The 21624-nt window shown below is 66.1% G+C and carries 20 protein-coding genes; 14 read left to right on the top strand and 6 right to left on the bottom strand.

The genetic code is table 11. The features are described from left to right. Positions 1 to 66 precede the first annotated feature (66 nt). Positions 67 to 606: an REP-associated tyrosine transposase gene (locus tag AC1Q5B_RS16435; protein ID WP_492632560.1), complete on the top strand. Its 540-nt coding sequence runs from the start codon at positions 67 to 69 to the stop codon at positions 604 to 606. A 233-nt stretch (positions 607 to 839) separates the two neighbouring features. On the opposite strand, the gene AC1Q5B_RS16430 is transcribed toward AC1Q5B_RS16435, so the two are convergent. Continuing rightward, the gene (locus tag AC1Q5B_RS16430) at positions 840 to 2420 is read right to left on the bottom strand and encodes a transglycosylase SLT domain-containing protein (protein ID WP_492632559.1); all 1581 of its coding nucleotides are present in this window, start codon (positions 2418 to 2420) and stop codon (positions 840 to 842) included. 135 nt (positions 2421 to 2555) lie between these two features. Between AC1Q5B_RS16430 and AC1Q5B_RS16425 the strand changes: the two genes are divergently transcribed. Genes AC1Q5B_RS16425 through greB form a run of 3 tightly spaced genes read left to right on the top strand, consistent with a single transcriptional unit; the run spans position 2556 to position 4994 of the window. Next, entirely contained in the window at positions 2556 to 4058 is a 1503-nt protein-coding gene (locus AC1Q5B_RS16425) for a helicase HerA-like domain-containing protein (protein ID WP_492632558.1), read from the top strand. Between the two features lie 17 nt (positions 4059 to 4075). Continuing rightward, positions 4076 to 4489 (top strand): copper resistance protein NlpE N-terminal domain-containing protein, encoded by a 414-nt coding sequence (locus AC1Q5B_RS16420; protein ID WP_492632557.1) that lies wholly within the window; start codon positions 4076 to 4078, stop codon positions 4487 to 4489. Position 4490: 1 nt separating this feature from the next. Continuing rightward, complete coding sequence (greB, locus tag AC1Q5B_RS16415) at positions 4491 to 4994, top strand: transcription elongation factor GreB (RefSeq protein ID WP_492632556.1); 504 nt, start codon at positions 4491 to 4493, stop codon at positions 4992 to 4994. A gap of 3 nt (positions 4995 to 4997) precedes the next feature. Here greB and AC1Q5B_RS16410 read toward each other — a convergent pair whose 3' ends face one another. Both AC1Q5B_RS16410 and rimO read right to left on the bottom strand, forming a co-directional pair. Continuing rightward, positions 4998 to 5825, bottom strand: a complete 828-nt coding sequence (locus AC1Q5B_RS16410; protein ID WP_492632555.1) for a DUF3025 domain-containing protein — start codon at positions 5823 to 5825, stop codon at positions 4998 to 5000. Beyond that, positions 5822 to 7180 carry a 30S ribosomal protein S12 methylthiotransferase RimO gene (gene rimO, locus AC1Q5B_RS16405; protein ID WP_492632554.1) on the bottom strand — a complete coding sequence of 453 codons (1359 nt, stop codon included), beginning with the start codon at positions 7178 to 7180 and terminating at the stop codon, positions 5822 to 5824. The genes AC1Q5B_RS16410 and rimO overlap by 4 nt, the downstream gene beginning before the upstream one ends. 131 nt (positions 7181 to 7311) lie before the next feature. Here rimO and AC1Q5B_RS16400 point away from each other — a divergent pair, with 131 nt between their 5' ends. The 8 genes from AC1Q5B_RS16400 to pcp are packed head-to-tail and all read left to right on the top strand — an operon-like array spanning position 7312 to position 13111. Further along, positions 7312 to 7971 carry a dienelactone hydrolase family protein gene (locus AC1Q5B_RS16400; RefSeq protein ID WP_492632553.1) on the top strand — a complete coding sequence of 220 codons (660 nt, stop codon included), beginning with the start codon at positions 7312 to 7314 and terminating at the stop codon, positions 7969 to 7971. Continuing rightward, positions 7968 to 8375: an HIT domain-containing protein gene (locus AC1Q5B_RS16395; RefSeq protein ID WP_492632552.1), complete on the top strand. Its 408-nt coding sequence runs from the start codon at positions 7968 to 7970 to the stop codon at positions 8373 to 8375. The genes AC1Q5B_RS16400 and AC1Q5B_RS16395 overlap by 4 nt, the downstream gene beginning before the upstream one ends. Then, positions 8372 to 9070, top strand: a complete 699-nt coding sequence (gene pxpB / locus AC1Q5B_RS16390) for a 5-oxoprolinase subunit PxpB (RefSeq protein WP_492632551.1) — start codon at positions 8372 to 8374, stop codon at positions 9068 to 9070. Before AC1Q5B_RS16395 ends, pxpB begins: the two co-directional genes overlap by 4 nt. Then, positions 9067 to 10017, top strand: coding sequence for a 5-oxoprolinase subunit C family protein (locus AC1Q5B_RS16385; protein WP_492632550.1), 951 nt, complete (start codon positions 9067 to 9069; stop codon positions 10015 to 10017). The genes pxpB and AC1Q5B_RS16385 overlap by 4 nt, the downstream gene beginning before the upstream one ends. Before the next feature lie 15 nt (positions 10018 to 10032). Next, positions 10033 to 10785 carry a 5-oxoprolinase subunit PxpA gene (locus AC1Q5B_RS16380; RefSeq protein WP_492632549.1) on the top strand — a complete coding sequence of 251 codons (753 nt, stop codon included), beginning with the start codon at positions 10033 to 10035 and terminating at the stop codon, positions 10783 to 10785. Continuing rightward, positions 10782 to 11483 carry a DUF969 domain-containing protein gene (locus AC1Q5B_RS16375; RefSeq protein WP_492632548.1) on the top strand — a complete coding sequence of 234 codons (702 nt, stop codon included), beginning with the start codon at positions 10782 to 10784 and terminating at the stop codon, positions 11481 to 11483. Before AC1Q5B_RS16380 ends, AC1Q5B_RS16375 begins: the two co-directional genes overlap by 4 nt. Further along, positions 11470 to 12435 carry a DUF979 domain-containing protein gene (locus AC1Q5B_RS16370; RefSeq protein WP_492632547.1) on the top strand — a complete coding sequence of 322 codons (966 nt, stop codon included), beginning with the start codon at positions 11470 to 11472 and terminating at the stop codon, positions 12433 to 12435. Before AC1Q5B_RS16375 ends, AC1Q5B_RS16370 begins: the two co-directional genes overlap by 14 nt. A gap of 22 nt (positions 12436 to 12457) precedes the next feature. Then, positions 12458 to 13111, top strand: coding sequence for a pyroglutamyl-peptidase I (gene pcp / locus AC1Q5B_RS16365; protein ID WP_492632546.1), 654 nt, complete (start codon positions 12458 to 12460; stop codon positions 13109 to 13111). Between the two features lie 9 nt (positions 13112 to 13120). Here the strand turns inward: pcp and AC1Q5B_RS16360 are convergent, their stop codons facing one another. The 3 genes from AC1Q5B_RS16360 to apbC form a co-directional block, all read right to left on the bottom strand. Continuing rightward, complete coding sequence (locus AC1Q5B_RS16360; protein ID WP_492632545.1) at positions 13121 to 13660, bottom strand: RDD family protein; 540 nt, start codon at positions 13658 to 13660, stop codon at positions 13121 to 13123. 31 nt (positions 13661 to 13691) lie between these two features. Next, positions 13692 to 14264 (bottom strand): dCTP deaminase, encoded by a 573-nt coding sequence (gene dcd, locus AC1Q5B_RS16355; protein ID WP_187573005.1) that lies wholly within the window; start codon positions 14262 to 14264, stop codon positions 13692 to 13694. A gap of 96 nt (positions 14265 to 14360) precedes the next feature. After that, positions 14361 to 15212: an iron-sulfur cluster carrier protein ApbC gene (gene apbC, locus AC1Q5B_RS16350; protein ID WP_492632813.1), complete on the bottom strand. Its 852-nt coding sequence runs from the start codon at positions 15210 to 15212 to the stop codon at positions 14361 to 14363. Positions 15213 to 15602: 390 nt separating this feature from the next. Here apbC and AC1Q5B_RS16345 point away from each other — a divergent pair, with 390 nt between their 5' ends. Both AC1Q5B_RS16345 and AC1Q5B_RS16340 read left to right on the top strand, forming a co-directional pair. Then, complete coding sequence (locus tag AC1Q5B_RS16345) at positions 15603 to 18449, top strand: TonB-dependent receptor plug domain-containing protein (RefSeq protein ID WP_492632544.1); 2847 nt, start codon at positions 15603 to 15605, stop codon at positions 18447 to 18449. 293 nt (positions 18450 to 18742) lie between these two features. Further along, positions 18743 to 21577: a TonB-dependent receptor plug domain-containing protein gene (locus tag AC1Q5B_RS16340; protein WP_492632543.1), complete on the top strand. Its 2835-nt coding sequence runs from the start codon at positions 18743 to 18745 to the stop codon at positions 21575 to 21577. Positions 21578 to 21624: the final 47 nt, after the last annotated feature.

Below are 21624 nucleotides of genomic sequence, written 5' to 3'. Positions count from 1 at the left end.
GTTAATGGCGCCAGTGCCGCATGCCGCGCATCATGACCGCCTGTTCTATCCGAAAGGCAGCCAAGGATGGCGAGGTTCCGACGCGTATTCACGCCCGGCGCAACGTGGTTCTTCACGGTCGTCGCCGCAAGACGGCGCCCCCTGCTGACTGACCCTCGCGTGATCTCCGCCTTCGGCACGGCAATGCGCGAGGTCCGGCAAACGCTGCCGTTCTCGATGCCGGCCTGGGTCATTCTGCCGGACCACCTTCATGTGATCTGGACACTGCCGGAAGGCGATACGGACTATCCACGACGCTGGTCGATCATCAAACGCAGGACATCCCAGCTGGCTGATCTGCCGACGATGGCACGCTCCTGTTCGATGGTCGCGCGTCGCGAAAGCGGGCTATGGCAGCGCCGCTACTGGGAACACCTCATTCGCGACACGGGCGACCTGCACCGGCATATCGACTACATCCACTTCAATCCCGTCCGACATGGCGATGCGGATGCTCCCGCAGCGTGGCCCTATTCCAGTTTCGTCCGGCATGTCCGCGACGGCACCTACCCGCCAGACCGGTGCGCCGCCCAGGACTTGGCTATCGACACGCGCGGCGAACCGTAGCGTGCGCCGCGCGCCCGACCTCAACCATGCCGGCATCGCGCGGTCGTGCGCATGGCGCACGCTACGGCCGCTGGCTCCTCGTTCCCCTTCCGCGCGCCAGGCCCATGCACGCGCACGAGCGGAATCGCTACGCCATCCGCCACATGGCATGCTGGATGCCACGCAAACGTAGCGTGCGCTGCGCGCACGACTGCACCAATGCCGACATCAAGAATTCGTGCGCATGGCGCACGCTACTTCCTGCAGCTTTCCAGCTTCAGCTCCTGGCCCGGACGCACCGCGTACGCCGGTGCCTTCAGCCGGTTGGCCTGCGCCAGCTTCTTCAGGTCGCACTGGAAGCGCTGCGAAATGCGGCCAAGCGTGTCGCCCTTCGCCACACGGTAGTCGCGCGCCTGCTTGGCTTTCGGCTCGGCAGGCTGCGGCTCGCCGGAGGCGACGGTGGTCGGCACGCCGGCGATCGGGGTCACGTCACCGACGGCGACATTGCCTGCCCGCGACGCGCGCCGGATGGCGGCGGCGGGATCGGCGCTCACCAAGGTGCGCGCCAGCTCCGCGCGCGGCCCGTTGACGCAGTAGCGCGTGTACAGACCCGCGATGCGCGCGTTCGCCTTGAGCGTGGTGCCCGCCGGGATCCATGCTTCCTGCTGGTAGCGCGGGTTGAGGTTGCGCAGCGTGCGCATGTAGCCCTCGCGCGTCCCGCCATTGCCCAGGCAGATCGTCAGTTCGTAGATCGACGCATCGCGTGCCAGCTTCAGCGGGGCGGGTTGCGCCTGCACTTTGGGAAACTCCAGGCCGTACTGGCGCGGGTGGAGGAACAGCCACGCCGCGGCGATCACCATCGGCACATAGTCCCGCGTCTCGCCGGGGAACTGGCTGTAGACCACGTCGTCCCAGAAACCCAGGCCACTGTTCTCGCGATAGACGCGTGCCGCCCGGCCCTCGCCGCCGTTGTACGCCGCCAGTGCCAGTTCGATATTGTTGTTGAGGCCGCGCATGCGCTCGTTCATGTACTCGGCGCTGGCCTGGCCGGACGCATAGGGGTCGTAGCGCGTGTCGAAGCCGCTCGCGTCGCGTCCCAGTCCAAAGCGTGCGCCGGTGTGGAACATGAACTGCATCGGCCCCGCCGCGCCCGCGCGCGACGTCGAATGCACGCGGCCGTTGGATTCCTTGGCCATGATGCCGAACAGCAGCGCTTCCGGCAGTCCGCTGCGCTCCCACGCCGGATACAGCTCGGCGCGCATGTTCTGGTAGTTCTCGTAGCTGTCGATCAGCGCCGGGCGCATGTCGGTCAGCCAGCGGCGGATACCCGCCTGGATCGCGGGGTTGTACTCGACCATGCGGTCGAACGCGTGGCGCTGGTCGTTGAGCAGCGCAGCCGTGCGCGCGGTTTCGGGGATGGCGGCCGCGGCAGGCGCCGAGTGGTCCGTGCCATCGTCCAGCGCATCGATGGTGTCGCCCTCGCCCTCCCCGTCTTCGCCCTGCGCATCGGCGTTGCCCTTCAGCAGGCGCTTGTAGGTCGCCAGCAGGGTGGGCACCTGGCAGCCACGCTGCTGCACGCATGCCGCCAGGACGTCCTCCATGTCCTCCAGCGCCGCGTCGCTCTCGGTCGCGCCACGCGGATCGCTGTTCGCCACCAGCACCAAGCCGTCGCGATACCGCTTTTCGGCGGCGGCCATGCGCTGTTCCAGCGCTTCGGCAGCGGCGCGGTCTTTCGCTGACACGCGTTGCGCCAGCGACATCGGCGAGACCAGCAGGAGGGAAAGAGCGACCGCGACGGGCCACAGGCGCAGACAGGCAGGAACCGCAAGCGACATCAGGTGTGCATCCAGAGTGTGAGCCGGGAGGGTAGCCCCGGCCGCGCGGCGGGGGCAAGGTCATGCGTCGCGGCTCTTTATCCCCGGGGCGGTTTCCAGCCGCTAGAATCGCGCCATCACCACGCGAGGTTGCACATGGATCCGATCCTGCTGGGCAAGGGCATCACGGACGACATTCCGGTCACGCTGCAGCCGAAGTTCGGCAACCGGCACGGCCTGGTGGCCGGCGCCACCGGCACCGGCAAGACGGTGACGCTGATGACGCTGGCCGAAGGCTTCTCGCGCATGGGCGTGCCCGTGTTCATGGCCGACGTGAAGGGCGACGTGGCCGGCCTGGCCACGGCCGGCGATGGCAATGAGCGCGTCCTGCAGCGGGCGAAGGACATCGGCATCGCCGACTACGCGCCGATCGCCAGCCCGGTGATCTTCTGGGACCTGTACGGCAAGCTGGGCCACCCGGTCCGCACCACGGTCAGCGAGATGGGTCCCACCCTGCTCTCGCGCATCCTCGAATTGAACGACACCCAGAGCGGCGTGCTGGACATCGTGTTCAAGCTGGCCGACGACCGCGGCCTGCTGCTGCTCGACCTGGAAGACCTGCGTGCGCTGCTCGGCCTGGTCGCCGCCGAACGCAAGGACATCTCCACCAGCTACGGCCTGGTCAGCACGCAGTCGGTGGGCGCCATCCAGCGCGCGCTGCTGCGGCTGGAACAGGAAGGCGGCGAGATGTTCTTCGGCGAACCTGCGCTGGAACTGACCGACCTGATGCGCACGAACACGGATGGTCGCGGCGTGATCGGCATCCTGGCCGCCGACCAGCTGATCCTGAAGCCGCGCCTGTATTCCAGCTTCCTGCTGTGGCTGCTGTCCGAGCTGTTCGAGACGTTGCCGGAGGTAGGCGACCTGGACAAGCCGAAGCTCGTCTTCGTGTTCGACGAAGCGCACCTGCTGTTCGACGACGCGCCGCCGGCCCTGCAGCAGCGCATCGAACAGGTCGTTCGGCTGATCCGCTCCAAGGGCGTGGGCGTGTACTTCTGCTCGCAGTTCCCCGACGACGTACCCGACAACATCCTCGGCCAGTTGGGCAACCGCGTGCAGCACGCGCTGCGCGCGTTCACGCCGCGCGACCAGAAGGCGGTGAAGACCGCGGCGCAGACCTTCGTGCCGAACCCGAAGCTGGACGTGGCCCAGGCCATTTCGACGCTGGGCACGGGCGAAGCGCTGGTGTCGACGCTGCAGGACAAGGGTATTCCGTCGCCGGTACAGCAGACCCTGGTGTCGCCGCCGCGCTGCCGCATGGGCGCGATCAACGAGGCCGAGCGCCAGCAGGTCCGCAACAACAGCCCGGTCGGCGGCAAGTACGACACCCCGGTGAATCGTGAGTCGGCGGCGGAAATGCTCGCCAAGCGTGCCGAGACGGCCGTGCAGTCGGCGAATGCCCCGGCGGCGAAGACGGAGAAGGACGATCCGGACGCGGGCGGCTTCGGCCAGTCGGTCAAGGATGCGGTGTTCGGCACCAAGCGCCGCCAGGGCATGATCGAAACGATGGCCAAGCAGACCACGCGCACCATCGGCACCAAGCTGGGCAACCAGATCGTGCGCGGCATCCTGGGCAGCATCTTCGGCGGCAAGCGTTGACCTTGCGCATCCACCTCATGCGTTCCGTGCTGCTGCTCGCGACCGCACTGATGGCCCCTGGCACGGCTGTCGCAGGAAAGGTCGAGGCGGATGCCGTCGGGAATGCGATGGCGGGCCGTTACTTCGGCACGCTGCCCTCCGACACCTGTCCCTCGCTCGATGTGCTGCTCACACTGGGCGCCGACGGGCGTTACGTCCTGCAGTCCTACTGCCAGGACGACTTGGCCTTCTCGACGACGCGCAGCGCGTGGACCGTGACCTGGAACGGCACCTGCGTCGACCTCGCGCCCGCAGACGAAGCCCAGCCACGACGCGAATTCGCCATCCACGACAACGACCTGCTGGTGCTGACCACGGGAAGCTGCATCGAACCGGTCGAGGATCCACGCGGGCGCATGCTGCGGCGCTCTGACACCGCCGGGGCGGACTGACGTGTCCCGCTGGCGCCCGCCGGGCGAAAAGAGCACCGCCCTGATCACCCGCGAAGGCCACGACCGGCTCAAGGTCGAATTGGACGACCTGTGGCGCGTGCGCCGCCCCGAGGTGGTGAAGGCGCTGGCTGCCGCCGCAGCCGAAGGAGACCGCTCGGAGAATGCCGAGTACACCTACCGCAAGAAACAGCTCGGCGAGATCGATCGCCGCGTACGCTACCTGAGCAAGCGGCTCGAGGCGCTGCGCGTGGTGGACACCGCACCCAGCGATCCGGACGCCGTCTTCTTCGGTGCGACAGTCGAACTGGAGAACGTTGCCAGCGGCGAGATGTCCCGTTACCGCATCGTCGGGCCCGACGAAACCGATGCAACGCGCGGCTGGATCAGCATCGATTCGCCGCTGGCGCGCGCCCTGCTGAAGAAGCGCGTCGACGACGAGTTCACCGTGGAACTGCCCGGCGGCGTCACCCGCTTCGTGCTGGTGGACGTCAGCTACGCGGGCTGATGCTCACAACGGCTGCGGATACACGCGACCTTCCCGCAGCGGCCGGAAGTAATCCTGCTGGTCGTAGAACGCCGCGACCTGCCCAGGATGCCAACCGGGAATACCGGCCAGCGGCAGCGGACGCAGTTCAGCGGGTGCGGCAAGGCTCGTGCTCGCCGAAATCGACTCGGCCACGCATGCGACAGGGTGGACCGCATCGCCGACCACCACCAGGCATTTGCCGACCAGCAGGCGCCCCGGCGCCAGCATCTGCTCCATCAATGCATGCCCCACTACGGCGACGACGGCGATGTCGCCATTGCGCCAGCCATCGGCATTCGCATGAAACAGCGCCGTCCAGTCGTGCCGATCCCACAACTTCAGCAGCGTCCCGTCGCGCGCCTGCACGATGACGCCGCTCTCATCGAACTGGGTCAGCGCCTGCTGCGCGGGACTGCGCTCGCGCGTACCGATCCGGTCGATATGCCGGCACTGCTGCCGGTTGAGCGCGTGCTTGAGGTCCGGATGACGCATCCAGACCAGTGCGTTGAACAGGTCGTGCCAGTTCTCCGACCTCGTGGCGATGCACCCCTGCGCGATGCGCGCTTCGTAGTGCAGGCCATCGGCGAGCAGGGCCGCGTCCTGTGCCACGAAGCGAGGTGCCGATGCCGGCATCCGCGCGTTGAGGACGTCGATCTCCGGCCAGCGTGCGGCCGTCAGCAGATCGAGATACTCGCTGTAACCCTCGAACAGCGGATGCTGGAAACACGCGGGATCCACGTGATCGCGCAAGGGCGCGATGAAACGACGCCGGCCTTGGCCGGCAACGGCTTCGGCCGCTGCCGCGGTCACAGCACCTTGACGTCGAGCGGCCTGGCCGCCGGGACGAGGGCATCACCGAACAGGTCGTGCTCGTCGCTCTCGGTGATCTCGACATCGACGAACTGGCCGACGCGCAAACCCAGCTCGCCGCCATTCTGGATGTGGACCAGACCATCGATCTCCGGCGCATCCGACTTGGAGCGCGCGACCGCGATGTCGTCTTCGATCAGGTCCACGAGGCATTGCTGCACGGTGCCGATCTTGGCCTCCAGACGGGCGGCGGAAATCTCCGCCTGCTTCTCCATGAAGCGCGCGAGGCGCTCCTGCTTGACCTCTTCGGGCACCGGATCGGGCAGCAGGTTGGCGGCGGCGCCTTCGACCGGCGAATAGGCGAACGCGCCGACGCGGTCCAGCTGCGCCTCGTCCAGGAACTGCAGCAGGTCCTCGAATTCCTGGTCCGTTTCGCCGGGAAAGCCGACGATGAAGGTCGAACGCAGGGTGATGTCGGGGCAGATCGCACGCCAGCGCTTCACGCGCTCCAGCGTCTTGTCGACGGCGCCGGGACGCTTCATCAGTTTGAGGATGCGCGGGCTGGCGTGCTGGAACGGGATGTCCAAGTACGGCAGCACCTTGCTCTGCGCCATCAGCGGCACGACGTCGTCGACGTGCGGATACGGGTACACGTAGTGCAGGCGCACCCAGGCATCGAGTTCGCCCAGGCCTTCGCACAACGCCTTCATCCGCGTCTGGTAGGCCTTGCCGCGCCACTCGCGCTCGGCGTACTTCACGTCGACGCCGTAGGCCGACGTGTCCTGCGACACCACCAGTAGTTCCTTTACGCCGCCGCGCACCAGGCGCTCGGCTTCGCGCAGCACGTCATCGACAGGACGCGACACCAGGTCGCCGCGCATCGACGGGATGATGCAGAAGCTGCAGCGATGGTTGCAGCCTTCGGAAATCTTCAGATAGGCGTAGTGGCGCGGGGTCAGCTTGATGCCGTAGTCCGGCACCAGGTCGACGAAGGGATCGTGTTTCGGCGGCAATGCCTCGTGCAGCGCCTCCATCACGCTCTGGTAGTCCTGCGGGCCGCTGATCGCCAGCACGTCCGGGTACTGCTCGCGGATCTGCTCGGGGCGCTTGCCCAGGCAGCCGGTAACGATGACCTTGCCGTTCGCGTTCATCGCCTCGCCGATCGCGTCCAGCGATTCGGTCACCGCCGAATCGATGAAGCCGCAGGTGTTCACGACCACCACGTCCGCCGCGTCGTAGGTCGGCACGATGTCGTATCCCTCCACGCGGAGCTGGGTGAGGATGCGCTCGGAATCGACCAGGGCCTTGGGGCAGCCGAGGCTGACGAAGCCGACTTTGGGGTTCTGCAGGGACATGGAGACGGTACGGCGGCGGCGTGTACGGGGCGCGGATTATAGCCTCCCGCCCCCGCCTGCCCCTGCCCATCCGTGCAGGCCGGGGGCCGCCAGCGCATACACTGGGCGCCACCTTCGCCGGAATGCTGCCGATGGGCCATTGGACTCGGATCGACACGCCGCAGGGCCGCATCGGCGCCTGGCGCGCGGACCCCGCCGATACGCCGCGCGGCGCGCTGGTCGTCGTGCAGGAGATTTTCGGCGTGAACGCGCATATCCGCAGCGTGGCCGAGAGCTTCGCCATCGACGGTTACGTGGCGCTGGCGCCGGCGTACTTCGACGCCATCGAGCCGCAGGTGGAACTGGGCTACGACGACACCGGATTCGCGCGCGGCCGCGACCTGATCGCGCGGTTGGGACTGGAGGCCGCCGTGGACATCACCGCCAGCGCGGCCGATGCCATCGCTGGGGCGGGCAAGGTCGGCTGCGCGGGTTACTGCTGGGGCGGCACCGTGGCGCTGCTGGCGGCGATGCGGCTGGGCCTGCCGTCCGTCAGCTACTACGGCGCGCGCAATGCGCCGTTCCTGACCGAGACGCCGCTGGCGCCGGTGATGTTCCACTTCGGCGACCACGATGCCTCGATCCCGCCGAAGATGGTCCAGCAGCATCGCGACCTGCTGCCGCAGATGGATGTCTTCACCTATCCCGCCGGGCACGGCTTCAACTGCGACCTGCGCGCGGACTACGAACCTTCGAGTGCGCGGCTGGCCCGCGAGCGCACGCTCGACTTCTTCACCCGGAACCTCGCATGACCGATTTCCTGCTCGACCCGCGACTGGCGGCCGACAGCGCCTTCATCGCCGATGGCCCCCTGTCGCAGGTGCGGCTGATGGACGACACCCGCTATCCGTGGCTGGTGCTGGTACCGCGCGTCACTGGCGTCAGCGAATGGCTGGATCTGGACGGCGGCCAGCAGCGCCTGCTGCTGGCGGAGATCAACCGGGCCGGTCAGCTGATCCGGGCACGGCCTGGCGTCCAGAAACTCAACATAGGCGCGCTCGGCAACATCGTGCGCCAGTTGCACGTCCATCTCGTCGGGCGTCACGAGGGCGATGCGGCATGGCCGGGCCCGGTGTGGGGCAACGGCAGCGCGATCCGGCATGCACCGGACGAACTGACAGCCGACATCGAACGCTGGCGCCAGCGGCTGGCATGAGCGCGCCGCAGTTCGAACCCTTGTGCGACGACGCCCTGCTGGTGCGCTTCGGTGAGCGCATCGATGCGGGCACCAACCTGCAGGTACACGGTATGGCGGCGCGACTGCGCGACCGTGCGCCGCCGTGGCTGCGCGACCTGGTGCCCGCCTATGCCAGCCTCGCGGTGTTCTTCGACGCCGACCAGGGGCTGGACCACGATCCCCACGCAGCCGTCCGGGACGCCGTGGAAGCCCTGCTTCCGGAACCCTCATCGCAACTCGCCGCCGACCGCATCCTGCACGAGATCCCCGTGTGCTACGGCGGCGAATACGGCGAGGACCTCGCCGATGCAGCGCGGACGCTGGGATTCGATGCCGCGTCGCTGATCGCGCGCCACAGCGCACCCGTCTACACGGTGGCGATGATCGGCTTCGCGCCGGGCTTTCCCTACCTGCTCGGGCTGGATCCGGTACTGGCGCTGCCGCGCCTGGCGACGCCACGCACGCGGGTGCCGGCAGGGTCGGTCGCGATCGGCGGTGCCCAGGCGGGCCTCTATCCGCGCGAAAGCCCCGGCGGATGGCGGTTGCTGGGACGTACGCCGTGCACGCTGTTCGACGCCGCGCGCGCGAAGCCGTCACTGCTGCAGCCCGGCGACCGCGTGCGCTTCGTGCCGATCGACGAAGCCACCTTCCGTCGCATGGCGGCCTCTTCATGAGCGCGTGGCAGGTACTGTCGCCGGGCGTGCAGACGACCGTACAGGACCAGGGTCGCCATGGCGCGCGCCATCTGGGCGTCGCGCGCGCGGGCGCGATGGATACCGCGGCGCTGGCGATGGCGAACCGGCTGGTCGGCAACGACGAAGACCACGCCGGGCTGGAAATCGCGCTGCAGGGCCCGCGCCTGCGATTGCCGGACGCCTGCCGCATCGCGCTGACCGGTGCCGCACTGCCGGCGTGGTGGAACGATGTGCCGCTGCCGATGGGCCGACCGTTGGATCTGCCTGCGGGCGAACTGAGACTGGGCGCATCGCGCGATGGCCTGCGCACCTGGCTTGCCGTGTCCGGAGGCATCGACACACCTCTGGTGCTGGGCAGCCGCAGCACCGACCTGCGCGGCGGCTTCGGCGGACACGACGGTCGGGCGCTGCGCGCAGGCGACCGGCTGCCGGTCGGCAGCGGCGCAGTCCGTCCGCGTATGCGCGAACCCGCCTTTCCCGCATGGTGGATCGATGTGGACGATCCCTGGACGGCGGACCGGCATGTCCTGCGTTACGTGCCGTCACGCCATGCTTCGGCGCCGGCGCTGTCCGCGCACGGCTGGCGTACGCATGCCGACAGCAACCGGCAGGGTCTGCGACTGACCGGGACCGCGCTTCCGTCGACGACGGCGGACGGCGTCTCGGAACCGGTCGCCGTCGGCACGCTGCAATTGCCGCCGGATGGGCGGCCGATCCTGCTGCTGGCCGACGCACAGACCGTGGGAGGCTATCCGCGCCTGGGCCATGTGATCGGCTGCGACCTCGGCCGCGCGGCACAGCTGCGTCCCGGGGAACCGGTGCACTTCGAGCCGGTCACGCCCGCGCAGGCGCGCGCACTGGCCCGGGAACATACGCATCGCCTGGCGCGGCTGCGCATCGCCATCGCGCAGCGCCTGCACGCCTGAGGTAGGCTCGCGGCCATGCGGACCATCGATTTCAACTGCGACCTGGGCGAGGACTGCGGCGACGATGCCGCGATCGTGCGCCACATCAGTTCGGCCAGCATCGCCTGCGGGTTCCACGCCGGTTCGCCGGACACCATGCGCCGCACCGTCGCGCTGTGCATCACGCATGGCGTGGCGATCGGCGCGCATCCATCGCATGCGGACCGCGAGAACTTCGGTCGCGTCGCACGCCCCCTGACGCCCGATGAAGCCTATGCGCTGACGCTGTACCAGATCGCGGCGCTGGACGGCTTCGTCCGCGCCGCAGGCGGCCGACTCCACCACGTCAAACCGCACGGCGCCCTGTACAACCAGGCGGCGCGCGATCCCGGCTTGGCCGATGCCATCGCGCGCGCAGTGCATGACCACGACCACGGCCTGGTGCTTTACGGCCTGTCCGGCAGCGCATTGACCGCGGCAGGGGAACAGCTCGGCCTGACGGTGGCGCACGAAGCTTTCGCCGAGCGCCGCTACGAAGCCGACGGCACCCTGACGCCGCGCACGCAGGCCGATGCCAGCATCGAGGATCTGCCCACCGCGGCCGCGCAGGTGGCACGGATGCTGGAAGCGGGCATCGTCGTCGCGCGCACGGGGGAACCGGTCCCACTGCGTGCGGACAGCATCTGCCTGCATGGCGATCGCCCCGACGCCGCCGCGTTCGCACAAGGGTTGCGCCAGTCGATCGAAACCGCAGGCTTCCACCTCGGCACGATGGAGCGCCGCGCATGAGCTATTGGCCGTTGTTGGGCATCGTCGTGGTGGTGGCGGGCTTCGTCCTGCGCTTCAACCCGGTGATCGTGGTGGTGAGCGCCGGCCTGGTCAGTGGTTTGATGGCGGGCAAACCGATCCCGCAGTTGCTCGCGCTGCTGGGCGAAAGCTTCGTCTCCAACCGCGCCCTGCTGATGTTCGCGCTGACGCTGCCGACCATCGGGCTGCTGGAACGTGCCGGCCTGCGCGAACACGCACTGCGCTGGATCGAACGACTGCGCGGGCTGACCGTCTCGCGCCTGCTGGCCGGCTATCTGCTCGTTCGCCAGGGACTGAGCATGGTGGGCCTGATCGATATCGCCGGCCACGCGCAGACCGTGCGTCCGCTGCTGGCACCGATGGCGGAGTCGGCCGCCGGCAAGACGCGGCGACCGCTCGCCCGCGAGGAAGCGCAGCGCGTGCATGCGATGGCGGCGGCGACCGACAATATCGGGCGTTTCTTCGGCGAGGACGTGTTCCTCGCCTTCGGCGCGGTGCTGCTGATCCAGGGCTTCTACGCCCAGCACGGCATCGCGTTGGAGCCGCTGCAGATCGCATTGTGGGCGCTGCCGACGGCCATCGCCGCCTTCATCATCCACGCCGTGCGCATCGTGCTGTTCCAGCGCCGGCTGGATCGGGCGGCACCCGCGGAGGAGGCGCGCGCCGATGCTGTCGATTGAGCATTTTTATTGGGTGCTGGCGACCTTCCTCGCCTATGCGGGCTGGCGCAACCTGCGTCAGCGGCGGTACGCGCATGCAGCGTTCTGGGGCCTGATCGCGGCGCTGTTCGCCGGTGGCGACGCGGTGCTGCGCGCGAGCAAGGCCGGCGATCCACTCCCGGCGCAGCTCGCCGGCGGCGCGGTGCTGGTGCTCGCCCTGCTGGCCACGCGCATGCGCCGCGAACCACTGGAGGAGGCACCGGAATCCGAGCGGCTGGCATCCGCGCTGCGGCTGGGCCACCGCCTGTTCGTGCCGGCACTCCTGATTCCCGCCCTGACGATCACGGTGGTCCTCGCCGGCCCGCACCTGGCAGTCGGCGGCACGCCGTTGTTCGCCCCCGCCGGGATGACGCTGGTCGGCCTGGCGCTGGCGTGCGTCATCGCCGCCATCGCGGCGATCAGGGTGACGCGACAACCGCCGCTGCGGGCCGCGGATGAAGGGCGGCGCCTGCTCGACACGATGGGCTGGGCGGCGCTGCTGCCGCTGGTGCTGGCGACGCTGGGCGGCGTATTCGCGGCCAGCGGCGTGGGCGAAGCGGTCGCCTCGCTGGTGTCGATGGTGATTCCCGCCGACAACCGCATGGCCTGCCTGCTGGCGTTCGCACTGGGCATGGTGGTGTTCACCATCATCATGGGCAATGCGTTCGCCGCGTTCCCGGTGATGATGGCCGGCATCGGCCTGCCGCTGCTCGTGCAGAAGCATGGCGCCGATCCCGCCATCCTCGGCGCCATCGGCATGCTGACCGGCTACTGCGGCACGCTGCTCACGCCGATGGCGGCGAACTTCAACATCGTCCCCGCCGTGCTGCTGGAACTCGATGACCAGTACGGCGTCATCCGCGCGCAGGCCGCGACCGGCCTCTGGCTGATGGGCACCAACGTGCTGCTGATGGCGTGGCTGTGCTTCCGTTGATGCTTCTTCCACGAGACTTGCCATGCCGACGACGCGCACCATCCTGTTGACCGGCTTCCAGCCCTTCGGCGGCGAGCAGGTCAATCCCAGCTGGCAGGCGGTGTCCGCGCTGCATGGCGCGCGCATCGCGGAACATCGCGTGATGGCCCGCGAGTTGCCGGTCGCTTTCGGTACGTCGCTCACGGTCCTGCGTGCGGCGCTCAAGGAAACGCAGCCATCGCTGGTGATCTGCGTCGGCCAGGCCGGTGGTCGCGCGCAGCTGTCGCTGGAGCGCGTGGCGATCAACGTCGACGACGCACGCATTCCCGACAACGCAGGCTCCCAACCGGTCGACCTGCCCGTCATCGACGGCGGTCCTGCCGCCTACTTTTCGACACTGCCGATCAAGGCCATGCGCGAAGCCCTGCGTGTCGCCGGCTTTCCTGCCGAGGTATCGCAGACCGCAGGCACATACGTCTGCAACCACGTGTTCTACGGGTTGATGCACGCTCTACGCGTGCGAAGGGGCGTCCGTGCGGGCTTCGTCCACATCCCCTACTCGCCGGCCCAGGCGTCAGGGCATGCCGGTGCGGCGAGCCTGCCGGTGGAGACGGTGACAGCCGCCTTGCGCCTGGCGGTGAAGGTGGCCCTGAAGACGCCTCTCGATATCCGCACCGCTGCGGGTGCGGAACACTGATACCGCGCTCTACTTCGCGCGCACGACGCGGGTGCCCGCGATCAGGTCATGCAGGCAGCGCTGGTCCTGCCGGAAGATCATCAGCGAGTCGACGAGCACGTAGATCGTGCCCAGGCACGGGATGTTGCCGATGGCATGCGTCGGCAGGTAGCGCTTGCCCAGCAGCTCTACCAGGGACGGCTTGTTGCCTTGCAGGTCCACGATCTTGATGGACACCACCTTCTTGCCCCAGGTCTGGCCATTGGCATGAAGCGGATAGCCCTGGATAAGCACGAACACGGCGAAGCCGATAACGGCCCACAGCAGCGTCGTACCCAGCGGCATGATGCCGAAACCGCCCGAACGGCCCGCCTCGAACGCAGCCTCCCAGTAACCACCGACGAACATGAGCGGCACGATCACCGCGAAGCCGATGCAGGCGTCGATCAGGATCGCCGCCAGCCGCAGCCAGCGGATCTCGGGATCCGGTACGCCCTGCTCCTGGAAATCAGCGACACTCGCATCGGGCGTGCGGTAAGGGTCCTGCGGCATCGGCGGCGGTGTCTGCATCCTGATTCCTTTCAATGCGATCGAGGGACGCTCAGGTACGCGGCAGGGTCACGCCCGTCTGGCCCTGGTACTTGCCACCGCGGTCCTTGTAGCTGGTTTCGCAGACGTCGTCGGCATCGGACTGGAAGAACAGCATCTGCGCCACGCCTTCGTTGGCGTAGATACGCGCGGGCAGCGGCGTGGTATTGCTGAACTCCAGCGTCACGTGACCTTCCCACTCCGGCTCCAGCGGCGTGACGTTGACGATGATGCCGCAACGCGCGTACGTGCTCTTGCCCAGGCACACCACCAGCGTGTCGCGCGGAATGCGGAAGAACTCCACCGTGCGCGCCAGCGCGAAGCTGTTCGGCGGGATGATGCATTCGTCGGCTTCGATGTCGACGAAGCTTTTCGGGTCGAAGTGCTTGGGGTCGACGATGGTGGAGTTGATGTTGGTGAACACCTTGAACTCGCGCGAGCAGCGTACGTCGTAACCGTAGCTGGAGGTGCCGTAGCTGACGATGCGCTGCCCATTGGCCTGCTTGACCTGCCCGGGTTCGAACGGTTCGATCATGCCCTGCTGTTCGGCCATGCGGCGGATCCAACGGTCGCTCTTGATGCTCATGCAAGTCCTGATCTGATGGGGCGAAGGCCGCGCGGGATGGGCGCGGCAGACGGGGAATTGTAGGGCGGGCCCTGGCCCGCCGTCTGCGTCAGACGATCACACCAGCGACGAGGCGATCGGCATGCTGGCCCGCGGCCGCTGCGCCAGCGTGGCCGCCATGACCCGCGCGGTCTGCCGATAGGCCTGCGCCACCGGGGAATCCGGCGCGGCCACCACGACCGGCTGGCCGGCATCGCCCTGCTCGCGGATCGTGATGTCCAGCGGCAGCGAGCCGAGCAGCGGCACGCCGTACTGGGCGGCCATCCGCTCGCCCCCCCCCTGGCCGAACAGATGCTCGACATGGCCGCAGTGGGAACAGGTATGCACCGCCATGTTCTCGACGATGCCGAGCACCGGCACCTCGACTTTCTCGAACATCTTCAGCGCCTTCTTCGCATCCAGCGTAGCGATGTCCTGGGGCGTGGTGACGATGACGGCCCCTGCGACCGGGATCTTCTGCGCCAGCGTCAGCTGGATGTCGCCCGTCCCCGGCGGCAGGTCCACCAGCAGATAGTCCAGATCGCCCCACAGGGTGTCGGTGAACAGCTGCATCAGCGCCGAGGTGGCCATCGGCCCGCGCCAGATCATCGGCGTGTCCGGGTCGACCAGCAGGCCGATCGACATGGCTTCCACCCCGAACGCCCGCATCGGCTCGATCGACTTGTTGTCGTGGCTCTCCGGCCGGCCCGACAGGCCGAGCATGGCCGGCACACTGGGCCCGTACACATCGGCATCCAGCACCCCGACCCGCGCGCCCTCGGCGGCCAGCGCCAGCGCCAGGTTCACCGACGTGGTCGACTTCCCCACCCCGCCCTTGCCGGAGCCGACCGCGATGACGTTGCGGATGCGGGGGTGGGGGGACAGGGTGCCTTGGACGGTATGGGAGGCGATGCGGGAGTTGAGAGACAGCGAGGCCAAGCGCTCGCCCCGCCCCTCCAGGACATCGGCGGCCAGCGATTCGATGCCGCGCCTGAGGCCATTCAGAGGAAAGCTGGCGTGTAAGGAGACCTCAATGCCCGAGGGACCTCGGAAGGCACTCCACAGCAGGCCCTTGTTCAGCTTTTCGGGCATGTCAGGCAACGCTATTTGAGACAGGTATTCCAGTTCCAAGTCCACTCCGGATAATTTTTGTGACTTACATCACATTTCAAGCGGTAACGCTTGTAACATCTTTCTGTGCTATGGGCATAGACGTTAATCCCATGTTAACGTCGGGTCACGAGGACGTTACGTGCGGCCGGGGCTGACGGATCAGCCAATTGGGGGCCGCATCCATTGACAGTTTAGGGGATTCACCACATGTCAGTTCGCAATACGAATGCGCTTAAGCGCAGCCGCCTGAGCGCGGCACTTTTCACCGCCCTCGTCGTGCCGTTCTCCGTGGCCGCTTTGGCGCAGGAAAGCACCCAAGAAGCTCAGACCCCCCCCCCTTCGTCGGGATCGACAGCCACGTTGGACAAGGTCACCGTGACCGGTTCGCGCATCAAGCGCACCGAAATCGAAGGCCCCTCGCCGGTGACCGTCATCACCTCTGCCCAGATCGAACGGGAAGGCTTCAACACCGTCTATGACGCGTTGAATACTCTCACGCAGGCTGGCGGTGCGGCCCAGAATGAAATCTTCCAGGGCGGTTTCACGCCGAATGCCAGCGTTATCAATCTGCGTGGCCTCGGCCCGGGCCGCACTCTGCTGCTGATCAACGGCCGCCGCGCAGCTGACTATCCGCTGCCATACAACGGACAGAGCAACTTTGCCAACTTCGGTAATATCCCCGCCGCGGCGGTGGATCGTATCGAACTGCTTGCTGGTGGTGCTTCCGCCATTTACGGCTCGGACGCGGTCGCGGGCGTGATCAACGTGATCCTGAAGACAAACTTCGAAGGCGACATCTTGAAGGTTCGCGGCAGCACCACCACTCGCGGCGGCGGCGACGTCGGCGACATCCAGTGGATCGGAGGCAAGACCGGCGAAAACTGGAGCGTCACCTACGCAGCTGAGTATTACAACAGCGAGCCGCTGTACGCTTTCCAGCGCGAATTCATGGATTCGTCGCTCGACAACCCGCTGCCCCCGGACTTCGTCGGTATCCAGCCGACCGGCACCATGCGAGTGCGTCGCCGCACCGGTTCCACGGCCGGCTCATATTTCGCGCCGCCGGCAGGCGCGTGTGAGCAGCTTGGTGACGAATGGGTGCGCTGGAACTACCGCTCCGCCACGGCTACGGGTGTCATCACCAATCTCGGTCAGGCCTGCGGCTCGTTCAAGGACGTCGCCTACCAGACCATCCGCAATGGCAACAGCGATCTGTCCGGTTACATCTTCGGCACGTACGATTTCGAGAACGACATCCAAGCTTGGGGCAGCCTGCAGGCCTGGACCTCCAAAGCCAAGTACGGCGCCGGCACCCAGTTCTGGGGTGGCCGGACCGTCGGTGCCTTGTGGTTTGACGAGGGATTTAATGCGCTGGTCGATGCGCAGCGCGTCTTCACCCCGCAGGAAGCCGGCGGCGTGGAGAACCTGCTGGCCAAGAATGACGAGAAGTCCTATGACCTCGCTTTCGGTCTGCGCGGCACCATCGCCGATCGCTTCGATTGGGACGTGACCCTGTCCCGCGCCGAATACCGCGTGAAGGTGGATCGTCCGCGCCTCCTGTCCACCGCCGTAAATGACTGGTTCCTCGGCCCGCAGCTTCGTACGCAGGTCGTCGGTGGCGTGACGTATCCCGTCTATCGCCTCAACCAATCGCGCTACTACTCGGCGCTGACGCCGGAACAGTTCGCTGCGCTCAACACCGTGGTCAAGACCGACGCCGAGTCTTTCGTCAACCAAGGGTCTTTCACCATCGCCGGTGATCTATTCGAAATGCCGGCTGGCCCGCTGGCTTTCGCAGCGGTGCTAGAAGCCTCGCAGCAGGAGTACACGCTTACGGCCGATCCGCGCATCCTGCCCGACTACACTGGTGCGGATCGTCCGTACAACCTGACTGGTACCGGCGGTGGCGGCGATCGCGACCGCTACGCACTCGGCGTGGAGTTTTCGATCCCGATCTTCTCGATGCTCAAGGCGAGTGTCGCCGGCCGCTACGACAAGTACGACGACATCACGTCCGTCGATGACGCCAAGACCTGGAACGCCGGTCTCGAGTTCCGTCCGCTGGACAACCTGCTGTTCCGAGCCTCCTACTCGACGAGCTTCCGTGCACCTGACATGCACTACGTGTTTGCCGAGCGCAGTGGTTCGTTCAGCGCGATCTTCGATACCCGTCGCTGCCTCGAGAGCGGCCGTACTGCGGCGCAGTGCCCGACCAGCGACACCACTATCAACTACACCTCTTTCGGTGTTCGCCAAGGCACGACCGACCTGACCGAAGAAACCGGCAAGTCCTGGACTGCTGGCGTGGTGTGGGACATCCTGGATGGACTGTCCGTCAGCGCGGACTACTACCACATCGAGCTCGAGGACGCCGTTGCCGACATCACCACGGCGTACATCCTCGACGGTGAGGCCGGCTGCGTCACGGGTCTGACCCGGAATCGCCAGCCCTTCACGCTCGGCGCACCTGGCTCCGCGTTCTGCAACGACATGCTTTCGCGTGTCAGCCGCTTGAGCGCCCCGGGCACCCCGAACGATGGCCAGATCACTGAAATTCGCCGTGGCCCGATCAACCGTGCATTCCTCGGAACCAAGGGCATCGACGCCACGCTCGACTATCGTCTGGACACTGATCGCCTTGGCGACTTCCGTCTGCAGCTGGGCTACTCGCACACGCTGGAACAGACCACCTCGCAGTTCAAGGGTGATCCGATCCTGGACTACCGCGACGACCTGACCAACTTCGACTTCCGCAGCCGCGTCCGTGCCACGGCGACTTGGCAGAAGAACGACTGGCAGGCCGCAGTGTTCGCCCTGCGTTACGGTAGTCTGCCGAACTGGCAGGAAACCGGCCGCATCGCTCCGTACATCATCTACAACATGAGCGTGGGCAAGCAGGTCACCGAAAAGCTCGGTGTGAATTTCTACGTCAACAACGTCTTCGATAAGGTCCATCCGCGTGACGACGGGTACAACACGTACCCGTACTTCTGGCGTGCCTTCAGCCCGATCGGGCGCGAAGTGGCGCTTGAACTGGAGTACAAGTTCAACTGATGGTGAGCTGACAATCGTCAGAAAGCCCGGCCTAGCGCCGGGCTTTTTTTTCGAATCTTGTTGCAATTGCAACAAAAAGGCCGTTTAGGAACGTACCAGCGGAACCTTAACAGTCAGAATATGTGACGTGCGGCACATTTTTAACCGTAATTTAGGTAACACAGCTATGTGTTACGGCTGTCACTGTTAATCGCATGTTAGTTTTCGAACAACAGGACGTTTATGTGCGGTAAGGGCGAAGGACATATCCATTGGGGACCGCATTACCTCTCGACATTTTGGGGATTCACTACATGTCAGTTCGCAATCCGAGTGCGCTCAAGCGCAGCCGCCTGAGCGCGGCATTGATCACCGCCTTGGTGGTGCCATTCGCAGGAAGCACTTTCGCGCAAGACGCCGAGTCGACCACGGAAGAGTCGCAGCAGCAGAGCACCGCCACGCTGGACAAGGTGACCGTCACCGGTTCACGCATCAAGCGCGCCGAAGTGGAAGGTCCTGCGCCGGTCACCGTAATCACAGCCGCCGAGATCGAGCGCGAAGGCTTCGCCACCGTCTATGACGCGCTGAACTCGTTGACCCAGAACACCGCGTCCATCCAGAACGAACTGAACCAGAACGGGTTCACGCCCAACGCCAGCTTCCTGAACCTGCGAGGTCTGGGCCCGGGCTATCAGCTGATACTGATTAACGGTCGTCGCGCCGCGGACTATCCCCTGCCCTACAACTCGCAATCCAACGCGGTGAACCTGGCCAACATCCCGGCCGCCGCACTGGAACGCGTCGAAGTCCTGACCGGCGGCGCATCGGCGATCTACGGTTCGGACGCCGTGGCCGGCGTCGTCAACCTGATCATGAAAACGAACTACGAGGGCGATCAGCTCAGCGTGCGTGCCGGTACGACCACCCAAGGTGGCGGCGATTCGGGACGCTTCCAGTGGATCGGCGGCAAGACCGGCGACAAATGGAGTGTCGTGTACGCGTTCGAGGCAGTCGAGCGCGAAGCGATCTTCGCGTCCCAACGCAAGTTCATGGATTCCTATTTCGACGAGCCTGGCGTGAATCCGGAAGATGTCAATGCCGTCGAAGGCCTGCTCGTATTCGACATCGCTAACAGCAACCGCGTATTCCCGGACGGAGGTGAAGCAACCTGCGCCCGATTCAGCGAATTCCAAGCGTATTACTTCGAAGCCTCGTCGGTGTATACCGGGCCTCGCTGCGGCTACTTCGGTTATCCCGCAACCCAAGCGATCCGGAACTCCGACAGCAACCAGTCCGGCTATCTGTACGGCACTTTCGACTTCGACAACGGCTTGCAGGGCTGGGCGCAGCTGAGCGCCTCCCGCTCAAAGGCCAATTTCGCTAGCGCCACCCAGTTCTGGTCCAGCTCTGATTTCTTCGACCCTAACCTGGAATCCGACTTCACCGGTCCCGGCGGCGGCGCATTCGTCAACCTGCAGCGCATCTTCACGCCTGCCGAAGTCGGCGGCGCAGGCGCGCAGAATGCGACATCGGACGAGCGCGCGTTTGACGTCGCGTTCGGCCTGCGCGGCACCATGCTCTCGGATCGCTTCGACTGGGATGCGACGGTGTCCCGTGCGGAATACAGAATCGAAACGCGGCGTCCGCGCTTTCTCGCCAACAGGCTCACCGAGTACTTCCTGGGCGAACAGCAGGGTTTCGATCCCTACTTCGATGCCTACCCGGTGTACGAGCTGAATCAGGCACGTTTCTTCAACCCGATCGATGCCGCGACGTTCCAGTCGTTGAACACCACCCTGATCGGAAAGGCCGAATCCGACGTCACCCAGGCGAACTTCACCGTGTCGGGCGACCTCTTCGAGCTGCCGGCGGGTGCATTCGGCGCCGCAGCAGTCATCGAGGCGGCCCGTCAGAGCTATGAACTGACGCCCGATCCGCGTACGTTGCCTGGCTACACCGGAAACGAGCCCATCTACAACTATTCCGATACGGGCGGCGGTGGCGAGCGTGACCGCTACGCACTGGGCCTGGAGTTCAGCATCCCGATTCTCGACAGCCTGAAGGCGAGCGTGGCCGGCCGCTACGACAAGTACGACGACGTCACCAACGTGGACGACGCGATCACCTGGCAGGTCGGCCTCGAATGGCGTCCTGTCGAGAGCCTGCTCTTCCGCGGCAGCCATGGCACCAGTTTCCGTGCCCCCGACATGCACTATGTGTACGCGGGCGAGTCGGGCTTCTTCACGTCGATCGTCGACGAATACCGTTGCCGGCGTGATGGTTTGAATCCGCAGGGCACGGCCTGCTCGAGCGACGCCGACTATAACTACCAGGTACAGGGCATCCGCCGCGGCAGCACCGACCTTGAAGAAGAAGAGGGCAAGTCCACGACGTTCGGCGTGGTCTGGGACATCACCGACCAGATGTCGATCAGCGCGGACTGGTATGACATCGAACTGACCGGCGGTGTGGACGACATTTTCACGTCCTACCTGTTCCGCGAAGAAGCGTCCTGCCTGCTCGGCACCGATCGCGCCGGTAACACCGTTGATCAGAACTCCGCGGCCTGCCAGTTCTTCACCGGACTGGTGACCCGCACCGACTCGCCCTTCCGCGACAACCAAGTGGACGAGTACAGGTCCTTCCCGGTCAACCAGTCGCTCAGCCGTACCAGCGGCATCGACGTGAACTTCAAGTACGGGCTTGATACGGACCGTCTGGGCGATTTCGATTTCGACCTTGCGTGGACGCACGTCCTCAAGAAGGAAATCGAGCTGTTTCCCGGCGACGGCATCATCGATGATCGTGATGACCTGGTGAACCAGCGCACCCTGAACTTCCGTAGCCGTTTCAACTGGAGCGCAAGTTGGCAACTGGACGACTGGGCCGCCAACGTCAATGGCTACCGCCTGGGCTCCCTGCCCCTCGGCGATCCGGACAAGGGCCGCGGCGGCAGCTTCGTGATCTGGAACGCCGGTGTTTCGAAAGAGATCACGGACAAGGCAACCGTATCGTTCCAGGTCCAGAATCTGCTGGACAAGAAGCCATTGTTCGATGAGGACCTGGCGTATCCCTTCTTCTGGAGTACGTACTACTCCGGCGTCATCGGCCGCGAGGTCTTTCTCCAGTTCACCTACAAGCTGCGCTGAGGCTTTTCCACGGTGTGATATGCCAGGGAGCCCGGGAAACCGGGCTT

Source organism: Pseudoxanthomonas sp. GW835-FHT14C01, assembly GCF_058793715.1.
Note: the sequence above shows the minus strand (reverse complement) of the source record. Positions and strands in the feature narration are given on the sequence as shown.

What these genes read in the sequence shown, in the direction of transcription:
- AC1Q5B_RS16435 (WP_492632560.1), top strand. Translation starts at nt 67, where the DNA reads ATGGCGAGGTTCCGACGCGTATTCACGCCCGGCGCAACGTGGTTCTTC.
- AC1Q5B_RS16430 (WP_492632559.1), bottom strand. Translation starts at nt 2,420, where the DNA reads ATGTCGCTTGCGGTTCCTGCCTGTCTGCGCCTGTGGCCCGTCGCGGTC.
- AC1Q5B_RS16425 (WP_492632558.1), top strand. Translation starts at nt 2,556, where the DNA reads ATGGATCCGATCCTGCTGGGCAAGGGCATCACGGACGACATTCCGGTC.
- AC1Q5B_RS16420 (WP_492632557.1), top strand. Translation starts at nt 4,076, where the DNA reads ATGCGTTCCGTGCTGCTGCTCGCGACCGCACTGATGGCCCCTGGCACG.
- rimO (WP_492632554.1), bottom strand. Translation starts at nt 7,180, where the DNA reads ATGTCCCTGCAGAACCCCAAAGTCGGCTTCGTCAGCCTCGGCTGCCCC.
- AC1Q5B_RS16400 (WP_492632553.1), top strand. Translation starts at nt 7,312, where the DNA reads ATGGGCCATTGGACTCGGATCGACACGCCGCAGGGCCGCATCGGCGCC.
- AC1Q5B_RS16395 (WP_492632552.1), top strand. Translation starts at nt 7,968, where the DNA reads ATGACCGATTTCCTGCTCGACCCGCGACTGGCGGCCGACAGCGCCTTC.
- pxpB (WP_492632551.1), top strand. Translation starts at nt 8,372, where the DNA reads ATGAGCGCGCCGCAGTTCGAACCCTTGTGCGACGACGCCCTGCTGGTG.
- AC1Q5B_RS16385 (WP_492632550.1), top strand. Translation starts at nt 9,067, where the DNA reads ATGAGCGCGTGGCAGGTACTGTCGCCGGGCGTGCAGACGACCGTACAG.
- AC1Q5B_RS16380 (WP_492632549.1), top strand. Translation starts at nt 10,033, where the DNA reads ATGCGGACCATCGATTTCAACTGCGACCTGGGCGAGGACTGCGGCGAC.
- AC1Q5B_RS16375 (WP_492632548.1), top strand. Translation starts at nt 10,782, where the DNA reads ATGAGCTATTGGCCGTTGTTGGGCATCGTCGTGGTGGTGGCGGGCTTC.
- AC1Q5B_RS16370 (WP_492632547.1), top strand. Translation starts at nt 11,470, where the DNA reads ATGCTGTCGATTGAGCATTTTTATTGGGTGCTGGCGACCTTCCTCGCC.
- pcp (WP_492632546.1), top strand. Translation starts at nt 12,458, where the DNA reads ATGCCGACGACGCGCACCATCCTGTTGACCGGCTTCCAGCCCTTCGGC.
- AC1Q5B_RS16360 (WP_492632545.1), bottom strand. Translation starts at nt 13,660, where the DNA reads ATGCAGACACCGCCGCCGATGCCGCAGGACCCTTACCGCACGCCCGAT.
- dcd (WP_187573005.1), bottom strand. Translation starts at nt 14,264, where the DNA reads ATGAGCATCAAGAGCGACCGTTGGATCCGCCGCATGGCCGAACAGCAG.
- AC1Q5B_RS16345 (WP_492632544.1), top strand. Translation starts at nt 15,603, where the DNA reads ATGTCAGTTCGCAATACGAATGCGCTTAAGCGCAGCCGCCTGAGCGCG.
- AC1Q5B_RS16340 (WP_492632543.1), top strand. Translation starts at nt 18,743, where the DNA reads ATGTCAGTTCGCAATCCGAGTGCGCTCAAGCGCAGCCGCCTGAGCGCG.